Genomic DNA, 14,200 nt, shown 5'->3' on the forward strand with positions numbered 1-14,200 from the left:
CTGAAGCCGCGTCACAGAACGCCGCCTGATCGGCCCGTCACCCAATCTCCAACATAGCTCGAGGGTTAGGGTGAGGGGGATGCCCGTGTCGGACCGTCCGGCAAAAGCGCAACCCCCTCACCGGCTCTCAGCGGATGCCATAGGCATCCGCCTGCCGCCGTCAGCGCTGGCCTTCGGCCAGTGCGAGAGGCCCTTCGGGCCACCCTCTCCCCGGAGGGGAGAGGGTTAAATTGGCCAAATGCGACAACCCTGCCTTTGGGTCAAACCCCAACCCGTGCGGCGTCCTTCAGCCGGTGCAGGAAGCGCTCGGCGCGGGCGAGTTCGCTCAGCTCCACATACTCGTCCGGCTTGTGGGCCTGCTCGATGTCGCCGGGGCCGCAGACCACGGCGGGAATGTTGGCGATGCTGGTGAACAGCGCCCCCTCCGTGCCGAAGGCCACCTTGCCGTGCCCGTTCTGCTCCGCGAGGTTCTTGACCAGCGTCACCTCTTCCGACTCCGGCGGGGTGTCGAGCGCCGGGCTGTCCGACAGGGTTTCCCAGGAGAAGCCGGCGTCATGACGGACGGCGCGCATCTCCGGCTCCAGGGTCTTCGCGAAGTCCCGCAATTCCTTCAGCATCGGCGCCACGGGATGGTCGGCCAGATGCCGGATCTCGAACTCGAAGGAGGCGTCGGACGGGACGATGTTGCGGGCGGTGCCGCCCTCCATCACCCCGGTGTGCACTGTGGTGTAGGGCACGTCGTAGTCGTGATCGAACGGCCCCTGCTCGGCGAAGCGGCGGCCCATGCCGCGCAGGAAGGACACCAGCTCCGCCGCGTATTCCACCGCGTTCACCCCCTGCGGGGCGAGCGAGGAATGGCAGGCGTGGCCGTGGACGCGGCAGCGCAGCGCCACCTTGCCCTTGTGGCCGACGATCACCCGCATCCGCGTCGGCTCCCCGACGATGCACAGGCGCGGCTTGACCGCCATCCCGGCGAGCTGGGTCAGCAGGCCGGGCACGCCCAGGCAGCCCAGCTCCTCGTCGTAGGAGAAGGCGTAATGGATCGGCGTCGTCAGGTTGGCGGCCAGGAAGTCCGGCGCCATGGCCAGCGCCGCCGCGATGAAGCCCTTCATGTCCGCCGTGCCGCGCCCGAACAGCTTGCCGTCGCGCTCGGTCAGGGTGAAGGGATCGCTCGACCAGTCCTGGTCGTCCACCGGCACCACGTCGGTGTGGCCCGACAGGCAGACGCCGCCGCGGTCCATCGGGCCGATGGTGGCGTAGAGGTTGGCCTTGGTCCGCTCCTCGTTGAACACCAGCGTGCTGGACACCCCCAGCGCCGCGAGATGGTCGCGGATGTAGTGGATCAGGTCGAGGTTGGAGTTGCGGCTGGTCGTGTCGAAGGCGATCAGGTCGCGCAGCAGCTCCAGCGTGCGCGGGCTGCACGCGGAAGGGCCGGCGGGATCGGGTGCGGGCATCATGGACCTGTGGTTTCGTTCAGATGGCAGGCGGACCAGCGCCGGGGCGCGATCTCGCGCAGGGCCGGGCGTTCCGCCGAACAACGTGGCATCGCGTGCGGGCAGCGCGGGTGAAAGGCGCAGCCCGACGGCGGGTCGAGGGGCGATGGAATCTCTCCGCGGATCGGCGCGAACCGCCGCTTCTCCACGGACACGCGCGGCGCCTCGTCCAACAGCGCCTTGGCATAGGGATGATTGGGTTTGTCGAACAGCTCCGGTGTCGGGGCCAACTCCACGATCCGTCCAAGATACATGATCGCGGTGCGGTCGGAAATGTGTTCCACGACGCCCAGGTCGTGGCTGATGAAGAGATAGGTCAGCGACAGCTCTTCGCGCAGGCGCATGAACAGGTTGATGATCTGCGCCTGAATCGAAACGTCCAGCGCCGCGACGGACTCGTCGCAGACCAGGACGTCCGGCTTCACCGCCAGCGCGCGGGCGATGCCGATGCGCTGCCTCTGCCCGCCGGAGAACTGGTGCGGGTAGCGCCGCAGATAGGCGGGGTCCAGCCCGACCTGCCGCAGGAGTGCTGCCACATACGCCTCGGCCTCCCGCCGCGGGACCAGCCCATGGACCACCGGCGCCTCCCCGACGATGTCGGCCACGCGCAGGCGCGGGTTGAGCGAGGCCATGGGGTCCTGGAAGACCATCTGGATCTTCAGGTTGGCGTGGTGGCGGTCGGCCGGGGGCAGCTCCCGCAGGTCGCGGCCGCGCCAGCGCAGGGTGCCGGCGCTGGGCGGCAGGATGCCGGCGACCATGCGGCCCAGCGTGCTCTTGCCGCAGCCGGATTCACCGACCAGCCCGACCACCTCGCCCTCGGCGATGGACAAGTCGACGCCGCTGACCGCCTGCACCGCCCGGTCGTCGATGGCCGCCCCCAGCCGCCGGGCGAAACGCTCCACCACGTCCAGTTTGCGCGAGAAGCGCTTGGTCAGCCCATCCAACTCGACAATGGGAGCAGCGGTCATGCGGCGTCTCCCCGCGCTTCCGCCCCGACGGGATTCCAGCAGCGCCAGGCACGGTCCTCCCGCTCGCCGCTCAACTCCGGCATCACGGTGCAGGCCCCTGTGGTCCGGTCGCAGCGCGGGCGGAAGGCGCAGCCCTCCGGCAGGTCGAGGACGGAGGGCGTCATGCCGGGGATGGAGCGCAGCGGCACGCCGCGCCGGTTGCGGCTGGGCACCGACTCCAGCAGGCCGTGGGTGTAGGGGTGGCGCGGGTTGCCAATGATCTCGGCCACCGTCCCGGTTTCCACCACCCGGCCGGCGTACATCACCGCCACCCGGTCGGCCAGCGCCGAGACGACGGCGAGGTCGTGGGTCACCCAGATCAACGCGGTCCCCGTCTCGCGGCAGAGTTTCTGCACCTCGAAGAGGATCTGCGCCTGGATGGTGACGTCGAGCGCGGTGGTCGGCTCGTCGGCGATAATCAGGTCCGGGGAGTGCAGCAGCGCGATGGCGATGGCCACGCGCTGGCGCATCCCGCCGGAGAACTGGTGCGGGTAGGACGCCAGCCGCTCGTCGGGCGAGGCGATGCCGACGCGGGCCAGCGCCCGGCGGGAGCGCTCCCACGCCTCGGCCCGGCTGACCTTTTCATGCGCGCGCACGGCCTCGACCATCTGGGTGCCGATGCTCAGCACCGGGTTCAGGGTCATCATCGGGTCCTGGAAGATCATGGCGATGCGCCGCCCGCGGATGGCACGCAGCCGCTTCTCCCCGGCGCCCACCAGATCCTCGCCCTGGAACAGCACCCGGCCGCCGACCACCCGGCCCGGCGGATCGACGAGGCCGAGGATGGATTGCCCGGTCACCGACTTGCCGGAGCCGGACTCACCGACCAGACCGAGGATCTCACCGCGGTCGAGCCGCAGGCTGACCCCGTCCACCGCCTTCACGGTGCCGGCGCGGGTGAGGAAATGGGTCTTCAGCCCGTCCACGCGCAGCAGGGGTTCGGTCATCGCGTGCCCCTCCTCAATGGCTCAGCCGTGGGTTGAGGACGTCGCGCAGCCGGTCCCCGACCAGATTGATCGCCACGATGGTGACCAGCAATGCCAGACCGGGGAACAGGCTGACCCAGTAATCGCCCGACAGCATGTACTGGTAGCCCGACGCGATCAGCATCCCCAGCGACGGCTGGGTCACCGGCACACCGACGCCGAGGAAGCTCAGCGTCGCCTCCAGCGCGATGGCGTGGGCGACCTGCACCGTCGCCACCACGATCAGCGGCGGCAGGCAGTTGGGCAGCAGGTGGCGCATCATGATCCGCAGGTGGGGCAATGCCAGGCACTGCGCGGCCTCGATGTACTCCTTGCGCCGCTCCACCAGGGCGGAGCCGCGGATGGTGCGCGCGTAGTAGGCCCACTGCACGGCGGCCAGCGCGACGATCACCTTGTCCACCCCCTTGCCCAGCAGGGCCAGCAGGATCAGCGCGATCAGGATCGCCGGGAAGGACAGCTGGATGTCGACCAGCCGCATGACCAGCCCGTCCACCCGGTCCCCCGCATAGGCGGCGAGCAGCCCGACCGCCACCCCGACGGCGAGCGCGATCAGCGTGGCGACCACCCCGACCAGCAGGCTGGTGCGCAGGCCGAAGACGATGGCCGACAGCATGTCGCGCCCCTGGTCGTCGGTGCCCAGCCAATAGGTCCAGCCGCCGCCGCCCAGCGCCCCCGGCGCCATCATGCCGTCGAGGATGTCCAGTTGCGCGAGGTCGTAGGGGTCCTGCGGCACCACCCAGCGGGCGAGCAGGGCGGCGAGCACGATCAGGACCAGCACCGCCAGCCCGGCCAGCGCCGTGCGCGACCGCGCGTACTCCCGCGCCAGCCGCAGGAAGGGCGTCTCGACCGCCGGGGCCTTGGCCGCGACGCTGCTCATGCCCGCCCCCCGCCCAGCCGGATTCGCGGGTCGAGCAGCGAATAGACCAGATCGACGATCAGGTTGATGACGACGAACAGCAGCACCGTCACCAGCAGGTAGGCGATCACCACCGGCCGGTCGAGCTGGAGGATGCTGTCGATCAGCAGCTTGCCCATGCCCGGCCAGGCGAAGACCGTTTCGGTGACCACGGAAAAGGCGATGACGCTGCCCAACTCCAGCCCCAGGATGGTGACCACCGGGATCATGATGTTCTTCAGGATGTGCACCCCCACCACCCGCGAGGGCGCCAGCCCCTTGGCGCGGGCGAACTTCACATAGTCCTGCAAGGCGACCTCCCGCGTGCCGGCGCGGGCCAGACGGATGACCAGCGACAGCTTGAACAGGGCCAGATTGACGGCAGGCAGGATCAGATGGGCCAGCCCGTCGGCGGTCAGGAAGCTCCACGGCACGCCAAACAGGCTCGCCGTCTCGCCGCGCCCGCCGGCCGGCAGCCAGCCCAGAGTCACCGCGAAGGCCATGATGAGCATCATCCCCACCCAGAAGGTGGGCAGCGAGAAGCCGAGGATCGAGCCGGTCATGATGATCCGCCCGGCCAGGGAGTCCGGTTTCAGCCCGGCCCACAGCCCCAGCGGGATGCCCAGCACCACCGCCACCAGCATGGCGCAGAGCGCCAGTTCCAGCGTCGCCGGGAAGCGCTGGAGCACGAGGCCGAGCGCCGGCACCCCATGGACGAAGCTGGTGCCGAGGTCGCCGCCGAGCGCGCTGTCCACGAAGCGCAGGAACTGCTCGTGCATGGGCTTGTCGAGGCCCAGCCGGGCGATGGCGGCAGCGCGTTCGAACTCGTCGGCCTCGGGGCTGATGAGCACGTCGATGGGATTGCCGATGGCGAAGATGCCGGCGAAGACCAGCACCGACATCGCCACCACGACGACCGCGCTCTGCGCCAGCCGCCGGAGGATGAAGACAAGCATGGCGCTCCGCTAATATTTAACTCTCTCCCCTCTGAGGAGAGGGTAGCCCGGAGGGCCTCTCGCACTGGCCGAAGGCCAGCGCTGACGGCGGCAGGCGGATGCCTATGGCATCCGCTGAGAGCCGGTGAGGGGGATGCGCTTTTGCCGAACGCATCAATACGCGCAACCCCCTCACCCTAACCCTCTCCCCGGAGGGGAGAAGGGATGAACGCTCACTTCGCGGGGGTCACCTTCTGCGCCAGCGTGTACTGGTCGGCGCGCGGTTCGTAGCTCAGCCCCTTCTTCATCGCCCAGACCGTCACCTCGTAATGCAGCGGGATGATGATGTCGGCGTCCACCGCCCGCTTCACCGCGGCCTGGAGCAGCTTTTCCCGCTTCGCGTCGTCCACGGTCGCCAGAGCGGTGTCCAGCATGCCGTCCAGCTCCGGGTCGGAGTAGCTGGTGTAGTTGGTGGTGCCGTAGCCCTTCTCCTTGATCGGCGTGGCGATCAGCGCCTTCAGCGGCGACGACATCTCGCCCGAATCCGCACCCCAGCCGGCCAGGAAGACGCTGTATTCCTGCTTGTTGCGCTTGGAGAAGAAGACATTGGCGGTGGTCGCGTCGACCTGGGTCTGCACGCCGATGCGGGTGAACATCTGGGCGACCGCCTGGGCCACCTTGTCGTCGTTGATGTAACGATCGTTCGGCGTGCCAAGGGTGAGCTGGAAGCCCTTGGGATAGCCGGCCTCGGCCAGGAGCTGCTTGGCCTTGTTGGCGTCGGTGGCGACCGTGACCTCCGGGTTGTTACCGTAGAAGCCGGCGGGGAGGTACTGGTTCGCCGGCTCCGCCACCCCCATCATGATGCGCTTCACGATGGCATCGCGGTCCACCGCCAGCGACAGCGCCTTGCGAACCTTCAGGTCCTTCAGCGGATTCTTGCCGTCGGTGCCGGTGATGGTCGGCGGGGTGTCCTGGACGCCCAGCGCCAGATAGATCACGCGGTTCGACTGGGCCTGGGCCAGCGACACGTTGGGGGCGGACTTCAGCCGTTCGATGTCCTGAACCGGGGGCGATTCGATCATGTCCACGTCGCCCGCCAGCAGGGCGGCGACGCGCGGCCCGTCGCTGGTGATCGGGCGGAAGACCACCGTGTCCCACGCGGCCTGCGGCCCCCAGTAATCGGGGTTGCGCTCCAGCACCTGCCGGTCGCCCTTGGTGTAGGATTTGTGCTTGAACGGCCCGGTGCCGATCATCAGCGAACCGTCGTTGAAGGCCTGCGTGGTCGGCCAGGAATCGGCCTTGCAGCCCGCCTTGTCGAAGGTCACCGCCTCGCCGCCCGCCGCCTTGGCGGAGATGATGCCGAAGGTCGACAGCTCCATCGGCAGCAGCGGATAGGGCTTGCCGGTCCTGATGACGAGGGTGTGCGGGTCCGGCGTCTCGATGGCCGCGATGCCCTTGGTGTAGACGGTGAAGGAGGACGGGCTGTTGGCGACGTTCGGGATGCGGCAGACCGTGTAGACGAAATCCTGCGCGGTGAACTCCGTGCCGTCGTGGAACTTCACGCCCTTGCGCAGCGTGAATTCCCATGTGGTTTCATCGACGGCGCGCCAGCTTTCCGCCAGTTCGGGCTGGAGCCGCATCTTGGCGTCCATGCTGACCAGCGATTCGAACACATGCTTGCGGGCGCGCGTGTTGGGGCCGAGGTTGTGGTAGTGCGGATCGAGGGCGCTCGGCTCCGCCGAGGTCCCGACCGTCAGGGTGGCGGCCTGCGACGGCGTTGGAGCCGCGGCCAGCAGGGCCAGGCAGGCCGCCGCCGGCAGGAGTGGTTTGACGATTCCGGAACGCAGCACATCCGCAAGGCGCCGATCACGCCAATGCCGATCACGTAAGGCCATCCCTCGTCCCCCTGATTGTACGTTTGAAGTGTACCCGTAAAGCAGGCTCCCAGCCCTTGGGCCACGGTTCTTGCGGCCCGATTCTTGTCGTTCGGCTCACCGCGAATGGGGCGGCGGCACGTATGTGTTCAACGATCAGACCGTGAAACCATTGAACTGTCAACAGGGTCCGGTCTTCTGACCTATCCGGATTTTCCCAATGGAAAGCTTTGGCAAAAGGCGCCTGACGGGGCAGGATCGTTTCACCCGAAAATGCCAACGAAGAGAGCAAGGGGATTAGAGATGAAGACCTGCCAATCCTTCTACATCGGCGGCGCCTGGACCGAACCCGCTGCGGGCGCCACCGTGATGGAGGTGTTGAACCCGGCGACGGAGCAGGTGTCGGGCACCGTGGCGCTCGGCGGGCCGGAGGACGCGCAGCGCGCGGTGGCCGCGGCCCACGCCGCCTTCGACGGCTTTTCCCGCACCCCCCTGAACGAGCGGCTGGAGCTTCTGGCCGCCGTCTGCGCGCTCTTCGAGAAGCGAATGGACGAGGTGGCCGACGCTATCACCGAGGAGATGGGCGCCCCGCTGGCGGCGCTGTCCAAGCCGGCGCAGGCCTTCATGGGTCTGGCCCATTTCAAGACGGCCCTGGAGGCCGCCCGCGAGTATCCGTTCGAGCGGACCCGCGGCACCACCCACATCCTGCGCGAGCCGGTCGGCGTGTGCGCCATGATCACGCCGTGGAACTGGCCGATCAACCAGATCGCCTGCAAGGTCGCCCCGGCGCTCGCCACCGGCTGCACGATGGTGCTGAAGCCCAGCGAGTTCGCCCCCTATTCGGCCTGGATCTTCGCCGAGATCCTGCACGAGGCCGGGGTTCCGGCGGGCGTCTTCAACATGTTCTACGGCGACGGCGCGGTGGTCGGCCCGGTGTTGGCCTCGCACCCGCTGGTCGACATGGTGTCGCTGACCGGCTCCACCCGCGCCGGCGCGTCGGTCTCCCACAACGCCGCCGACAGCATCAAGCGCGTGTCGCTGGAGCTGGGCGGCAAGTCCGCCAACATCATCTGCGAGAGCGCCGACCTGACCAAGGCGGTGACCCACGGCGTGCGGTCGATGATGTCCAACACCGGGCAGAGCTGCAACGCGCCGTCGCGCATGTACGTCCCGGCCTCCCGCCTGGACGATGCGGAGACGATCGCCGCCCAGGTCTGCGCCCGTCTGGTGGTGGGCGACCCGCGCGGCGACCGCACCGGCGTCGGCCCCATCGCCAACCAGCGCCAGTACGAGCGGGTGCAGCGCCTGATCCAGGCCGGCATCGCGGAGGGCGCCACCCTGCTGTGCGGCGGTCCGGGCCGTCCGGACGGGCTGGAGCGCGGCTTCTACGCCAAGCCCACCGTCTTCAGCCGCGCCACCGACGGCATGACCATCATGCGCGAGGAGATCTTCGGCCCGGTCCTCACCATCCGCCCCTACGAGGATATCGAGGAGGCGATCCGCAGCGCCAACGACTCGCTCTATGGTCTGTCCGGCTATGTCTACGCCGGCACGGTGGACGAGGCGCGGGCGGTGGCGAAGCGTCTGCGCACCGGGATGGTGCATCTGAACGGCGCCTCCATCGACCTCGCGGCCCCCTTCGGCGGCTACAAGCAGTCCGGCATCGGGCGCGAGTGGGGTGAGGTCGGTTTCGAGGAGTTCCTGGAGACCAAGTCGGTCTACGGCAGCGAACCGGCGGCCTAAGGGGCCGACTGGCGCTCGATGCTCCCTCTCCCGGTTTTCGGGGGAGGGTTTCGGGAAGGGGCAAACAGGTTGGAATGAGCGGCAAAAGGCTAAAATCAGCGCTCCGGCTCCTGTGCGGCGCAGGCCGAAGCCTTTTGATCCTCGGCGCGCTGGGCGCCGGGGCGGCCTGGGCCAAGGGGCCGCTCGACCGGACGGAGCCGGGGCACATGCCGCCGGTACCCCCCGGCGGCTACGACCTGCCGCTCTCGCCTCCGGTGGTCCAGTTCCCGCTGCCGCCGCAATGGGTGATGATCCGCTCCACCCAGGACTGGCGGCACGCCGGGACCTTCGAGAAGGAGCTGAGCAAGGCCTGTGCCTCCCGCCAGTTTCGCGAGCAGATGCCCCTGCGCTACCGCGCCATCTTCAAGGGCGAGGTGCTGGGCGTCGCCTTCGGCCACGGCCTGAACCTGCACGATCCGAAAAAGCAGGCGAACCGCCGGCTGATCTATCTGTTCCGCAACGGCGACAGCACCGGCTGCACCATCGTGTCGATCACCAACGAGGACGTGCGCGTCCTGAACGACGCGCAGCCCGCCGGAGCGACGAAGCGGTAGGGCTCATTCCCCTTCCGGCCCGCCGCCGAAGACCTCCGCGAAGCTGGCGATCATGGCGGCGTCCACATCCTCCATGGTGACGAGATGGCCGAGCGCGACGATGGAGGTCACCCCATGCTCGCTGATGCCGCAGGGGACGATGCCGGCGAAGTGCGACAGGTCCGGCTCCACGTTCAGGGCGACGCCGTGGAAACTGACCCAGCGGCGCACGCGCACGCCGATCGCGGCGATCTTGTCCTCCTGGCCGGGCGCGCCGCCGTAGGGCTGCTTGTCCACCCAGATGCCGACGCGGCCCTCCCGCCGTTCGCCGCGGATGTTGAAGGCGGCCAGCGTGCGGATCAGCCATTCCTCAAGGTCGTGGACGAAGGCGCGGATGTCGGCGCCGCGGGTCTTCAGGTCCAGCATGACATAGGCCACGCGCTGTCCCGGCCCGTGATAGGTGAACTGCCCGCCGCGCCCGGCCTGATAGACGGGGAAGCGGCCCGGCTCCAGCAGGTCCTCCTCCCGCGCGCTGGTGCCGGCGGTGTAGAGGGGGGGATGTTCGAGCAGCCAGACCAGCTCCGGCGCGGTGCCGGCGCGGATGGCCTCCACGCGCGCTTCCATCTCGGCCAGAGCGTCGGGGTAGGGGACGGGCGTGTCGCTGATGCGCCACTCCACCGCCCGCGCCGGGACGGCATCGGCGGCGAAAACGGGATCGGCGGAGGGCGGAACGGGGGCGGTGAGGTCGGTCATGCCGACGTTATGAACTTTCTTTGGCAAAAACGCGAGACGCCGCTTGATCGGGCGTTGGGGATCTGCTATTCCCCCGCTCCACCCGATGAGGGGAGCACTTCCCTCCTCGGTTCTACCAGCCTTGTGCGGTCGTGGCGGAATTGGTAGACGCGCAGCGTTGAGGTCGCTGTGGCAGAAATGTCGTGGAAGTTCGAGTCTTCTCGACCGCACCATCCCCCTTGAAGCGGGGGATCAGGCAACAAACGAAAAGCCCGCCGGTCCATCGGACCACAGCGGGCTTTTTCGTTTTCAGACTTTGGCTTTCCGACTTTGGATTTCGGGCTGCCCCGATCCGGACAGCGCTTTCAGGGTCTGCCCTCTTCAGCGGAATTCCACATACTGGTCGAGCGCCACGCGGCGCATGGTCTGAACAATGTAGGGTTGCGCATTGTGCACCGTCACCAGCCCCTTCGCATCGCGGCAGCGGTTGGCCAGGACGAACAGCATGCCGATCGCCGCAGAATCCAGGAACGTCATGTAACGCAGGTCCAGCCGCACCTCGGGCCGCGCGCCGATGTCCCAGTCCGCCAGCAGATCGTGGAACTTCCGGCTGTCGTCATAGGTGAAACGCCCCGACAGCATGATCCCTTCCTGACCGTCGATGTCGGTGTAGGCGTACTCCATCGTCACATCCGTTGGCCGGTGGTGTCTGTTTTTCGCTGTCCGCGCGGGCCGAAAAGCCCCGTTGGCATTATGGGTGCACGAATTGCGCAGCCCACGCAAGCATTGCGCGAAAGGCCGGAGGCCCGGGAACGGCCCGCCGGGCTGGACAAAGCGGTGTCGCACCTATATTCGGTGGGCGCCCCGGCGTGAACCCGCAGGGGCTCTCCACCAACCCGCAAACGCCGGTGCGCCATGGTCGGCCGATCGCAGGACCATGCCGTCACGCCGCATTGCCATCGTACAGGGAGGGTGCCGCCATGCACACCGACCGCCAGGAACCGGAACGTATCCAGGACGATGTGCCGCACCCGGCCGAACGCCCCGACCCGCCCCGCGAGGACGGCGAGGAGGAGCGCGCCTATGGTGTTGAGCCGGAGTTCGTGGAGGAGATCGTCGAACGTCTGCACGCCGGACGGCGCGACGATCTGCGCGCGGAACTGGACAAGCTTCATCCCGCCGACATCGCCGACCTGATCGAGCAGCTCGGCCACGACGACCGGGAGGCGCTGGTCGGCGTCCTGCGTCCCGACTTCGACGGCGAGGTGCTGAGCTATCTCAACCCCGATCTCCGCGAAGAGATCGTCGAGCTGTTCGAGCCGAAGGAACTGGCCGCCGCCGTCGCGGAGCTGGACACCGACGACGCCGTCGACGTCATCGAGGACCTGGACGAGGACACCCGGCGCGAGGTGCTGGAGAATCTGCCGGCGGCCGACCGCGCGCTGGTCCAGGAGAACCTGACCTACGACGAATACACCGCCGGCCGCCTGATGCAGCGCGATCTGGTGGCGGTGCCCCAGTTCTGGACGGTGGGCAAGACCATCGACTATGTCCGCGCCGCCACCGACGAGTTGCCGGAGGACTTCTACGACATCTTCGTTGTCGATCCGATGCACCGGGTGGTCGGCGCGGTGCCGCTGTCGCGCCTGCTGCGCCAGAAGCGGTCGGTCCGCATCGCCGATCTGGTGACGGAGGAGGTGGACACCATCCCCGCCACCATGGACCAGGAGGAGGTGGCGAACCTGTTCCGCCAATACGCCCTGGTCTCCGCTCCCGTGGTGGACGCCGGCGGGCGGCTGATCGGCGTCATCACCGTCGACGATGTGGTCCACATCATCGACGAGGAGGCCGAGGACGACATCGGCAAGCTGGGCGGCGTCGGCGACACCTCCATCTACCGCTCGGTGCTGGAAACCTCGCGCTCGCGCATTTCCTGGCTGGGGCTGAACCTGTTCACCGCCTTCGCGGCGGCGGGCGTCATTTCGCTGTTCGAGGCGACCATCGAACAGATCGTGGCGCTGGCCGTGCTGATGCCGATCACTGCCTCGATGGGTGGCAACGCCGGGACCCAGACGCTGACCGTGGCGGTGCGCGCCCTGGCGACGCGCGAGCTGTCGTCCTCCAACGCCCCCCGCGTGGTGGGTAAGGAGGTTCTGGTCGGGCTGCTCAACGGCGCCGTCTTCGCCACGCTGGTGGGGGCCATCGCCGCGACGTGGTTCGAGCCGATGATCGGTCTGGTCATCGGCTGCGCCATGGTCATCAACCTGTTCGTCGCCGGGCTGTGCGGGGTCCTGATTCCCATCGGGCTGGACCGGCTGGGCGTCGATCCGGCGGTGGCGAGTTCGGTCTTCCTGACCACCATGACCGACGTCATCGGATTTCTGTCCTTCCTGGGGCTGGCGTCGCTTTTGTTGTTGTGACCAACGAAAAGGGGCTTGCCAAAGGCGGCCCTCTTCCGGATGATCCGGGCATTGGCTGGGGTGCCGTGCGGGATGCGCTCGCGCGGCTGAGATCACACCCATCGAACCTGTCTGGATAATGCCAGCGAAGGGAGCCGCCGCATGGTATCCGCGCCCTTATTTCATTCCGATTCCGCAAAACCCACCGTCGCCGTGATCGGCGCCGGGGTGATCGGCCTGTCCATCGCCTGGAGGCTGGCCGCCGCCGGCTGCCGGGTCGAGGTCTTCGACCGTGGTGCCGCCGGCCGGGGCGCCAGCCACGCCGCGGGCGGCATGCTCGCCGCCTGTGTGGAGACCGAACCCGGCGAAGAGAGCCTTCTTCCGCTGACCCGCGCATCGCAGGACCTGTGGCCCGCCTTCGCGGCGGAACTGGAGGCCGCCTCCGGCATGGCGGTGGACCTGCGCGGCGAAGGCACGATGGTCATCGCGCTGAACGCCGACGACGCGGCCAAGGTGCGCTTCCTGCACGAGTTCCAGACCAGGCTCGGCCTGCCGGTGGAATGGCTGAGCGGGGCGGAGGTGCGGCGGCGCGAGCCCTATCTCCAGCCGGGCGTGGCCGGCGCGCTGTTCTGCGCCGGCGACCATCAGGTGGACAACCGCAAGGTTGCCGCCGCCCTGCACACCGCCGCTTTGCGGGCCGGTGCCGCGATCCATGAATATGCCGAGGTCAGCCGCATCGAGGTCCGCGGCGGCCGCGCCGTCGGCGTCCAGGTCGGCGACCGTCTGGTCGAGGCGGACCGGGTGATTCTGGCCGCCGGGGCGTGGTCGGGCTGGATCGACGGGCTGTCTCCGGCGGTGCGTCCGCCTGTGCGCCCGGTGAAGGGCCAGATGCTTTGCCTGCGCATGGACGCCCGACTGCCGCTGCTGCGCCATGTGGTGTGGACTCCCGGCACCTATCTGATCCCGCGGCTGGACGGGCGGCTGCTGGTCGGCGCCACGACGGAGGAGCGCGGCTTCGACGACCGGCTGACCGCCGGGGCCCAGTTCGCTCTGCTGGAAGGGGCGTGGCGCGCCCTGCCGGGCATCGCCGAACTGCCCATCGAGGAAGCATGGGCCGGCTTCCGCCCCGGCACCCGCGACGACGCCCCGATCCTCGGTCTCTCGGAGGTGGAGGGATTGGTCTATGCCACCGGACATCACCGCAACGGCATCCTGCTGACCCCTATCACCGCGAATTCGGTGGCGCGGCTGGTGCTGACCGGGGAGACCGATCCGGTGATCCGTCCCTTCGCGCTCGACCGCTTCCCGCAGCCAAAGGGAGCCGCGGCATGAGCGCTTGCATCCGCGTGAACGGGCGGGAGGAGGATCTCGCCGCCCCCACTGTCGCCGCCCTGCTGGCCGGGCGGGGAATCGTCGCGGGGACGCGCGGGGTCGCCGTCGCCCTGAACGGCGCCGTCCTGCCGTCCCGCCGCTGGGACGAGACGCCCCTGTCCGCGGGCGACGCCCTGGAGATCATCCGCCCCGTGCAGGGCGGCTGACCTCACGCCCGCCGGAGAGCGGGCCG

The 14,200-nt window shown here is 68.6% G+C and carries 13 protein-coding genes, 1 tRNA gene and 1 riboswitch; of the genes, 6 read left to right on the forward strand and 8 right to left on the reverse strand.

Translation table 11 applies throughout. The features are described from left to right. Positions 1–260: 260 nt before the first annotated feature. The 6 genes from argE to JJL56_RS24995 form a co-directional block, all read right to left on the reverse strand. A complete protein-coding gene (argE, locus tag JJL56_RS24970) occupies positions 261–1,457 on the reverse strand; it encodes an acetylornithine deacetylase (protein WP_200486719.1) in 1,197 nt (398 codons plus the stop codon). Further along, positions 1,454–2,461 carry an ABC transporter ATP-binding protein gene (locus tag JJL56_RS24975; RefSeq protein WP_200486720.1) on the reverse strand — a complete coding sequence of 336 codons (1,008 nt, stop codon included), beginning with the start codon at positions 2,459–2,461 and terminating at the stop codon, positions 1,454–1,456. The genes argE and JJL56_RS24975 overlap by 4 nt, the downstream gene beginning before the upstream one ends. Next, positions 2,458–3,447, reverse strand: a complete 990-nt coding sequence (locus tag JJL56_RS24980; RefSeq protein WP_200486721.1) for an ABC transporter ATP-binding protein — start codon at positions 3,445–3,447, stop codon at positions 2,458–2,460. The genes JJL56_RS24975 and JJL56_RS24980 overlap by 4 nt, the downstream gene beginning before the upstream one ends. Before the next feature lie 13 nt (positions 3,448–3,460). Next, the gene (locus tag JJL56_RS24985) at positions 3,461–4,363 is read right to left on the reverse strand and encodes an ABC transporter permease (RefSeq protein WP_200486722.1); all 903 of its coding nucleotides are present in this window, start codon (positions 4,361–4,363) and stop codon (positions 3,461–3,463) included. Further along, positions 4,360–5,337 carry an ABC transporter permease gene (locus JJL56_RS24990; protein WP_145628233.1) on the reverse strand — a complete coding sequence of 326 codons (978 nt, stop codon included), beginning with the start codon at positions 5,335–5,337 and terminating at the stop codon, positions 4,360–4,362. The genes JJL56_RS24985 and JJL56_RS24990 overlap by 4 nt, the downstream gene beginning before the upstream one ends. Before the next feature lie 212 nt (positions 5,338–5,549). Continuing rightward, positions 5,550–7,166 carry an ABC transporter substrate-binding protein gene (locus tag JJL56_RS24995; RefSeq protein WP_345772639.1) on the reverse strand — a complete coding sequence of 539 codons (1,617 nt, stop codon included), beginning with the start codon at positions 7,164–7,166 and terminating at the stop codon, positions 5,550–5,552. Positions 7,167–7,493: 327 nt separating this feature from the next. Between JJL56_RS24995 and JJL56_RS25000 the strand changes: the two genes are divergently transcribed. Further along, complete coding sequence (locus JJL56_RS25000; protein WP_200486724.1) at positions 7,494–8,933, forward strand: aldehyde dehydrogenase family protein; 1,440 nt, start codon at positions 7,494–7,496, stop codon at positions 8,931–8,933. 134 nt (positions 8,934–9,067) lie between these two features. After that, positions 9,068–9,526 carry a hypothetical protein gene (locus JJL56_RS25005; RefSeq protein WP_247891240.1) on the forward strand — a complete coding sequence of 153 codons (459 nt, stop codon included), beginning with the start codon at positions 9,068–9,070 and terminating at the stop codon, positions 9,524–9,526. Between the two features lie 3 nt (positions 9,527–9,529). Here the strand turns inward: JJL56_RS25005 and lipB are convergent, their stop codons facing one another. Then, positions 9,530–10,258 (reverse strand): lipoyl(octanoyl) transferase LipB, encoded by a 729-nt coding sequence (gene lipB / locus JJL56_RS25010; protein WP_211111971.1) that lies wholly within the window; start codon positions 10,256–10,258, stop codon positions 9,530–9,532. 125 nt (positions 10,259–10,383) lie between these two features. Between lipB and JJL56_RS25015 the strand changes: the two genes are divergently transcribed. Further along, positions 10,384–10,470, forward strand: a tRNA-Leu gene (locus JJL56_RS25015). A gap of 148 nt (positions 10,471–10,618) precedes the next feature. Here JJL56_RS25015 and JJL56_RS25020 read toward each other — a convergent pair. Further along, on the reverse strand, positions 10,619–10,921 hold the full coding sequence (locus JJL56_RS25020; RefSeq protein WP_014199893.1) for an STAS domain-containing protein: 303 nt from the start codon (positions 10,919–10,921) through the stop codon (positions 10,619–10,621). A 296-nt stretch (positions 10,922–11,217) separates the two neighbouring features. Here JJL56_RS25020 and mgtE point away from each other — a divergent pair, with 296 nt between their 5' ends. The 3 genes from mgtE (at position 11,218) to thiS (ending at position 14,174) form a co-directional block, all read left to right on the forward strand. After that, positions 11,218–12,657 carry a magnesium transporter gene (gene mgtE / locus JJL56_RS25025; RefSeq protein WP_145628241.1) on the forward strand — a complete coding sequence of 480 codons (1,440 nt, stop codon included), beginning with the start codon at positions 11,218–11,220 and terminating at the stop codon, positions 12,655–12,657. Positions 12,658–12,703: 46 nt separating this feature from the next. Beyond that, positions 12,704–12,807: riboswitch (TPP riboswitch) on the forward strand. A gap of 42 nt (positions 12,808–12,849) precedes the next feature. Then, complete coding sequence (thiO, locus tag JJL56_RS25030) at positions 12,850–13,968, forward strand: glycine oxidase ThiO (RefSeq protein WP_425599146.1); 1,119 nt, start codon at positions 12,850–12,852, stop codon at positions 13,966–13,968. Next, a complete protein-coding gene (gene thiS, locus JJL56_RS25035) occupies positions 13,965–14,174 on the forward strand; it encodes a sulfur carrier protein ThiS (RefSeq protein WP_145628245.1) in 210 nt (69 codons plus the stop codon). The genes thiO and thiS overlap by 4 nt, the downstream gene beginning before the upstream one ends. The last annotated feature ends 26 nt before the right edge of the window (positions 14,175–14,200 follow it).

The sequence above is a fragment of the Azospirillum aestuarii genome (assembly GCF_016632405.1).
In the GTDB taxonomy this organism is placed as follows: Bacteria; Pseudomonadota; Alphaproteobacteria; order Azospirillales; family Azospirillaceae; genus Azospirillum; species Azospirillum aestuarii.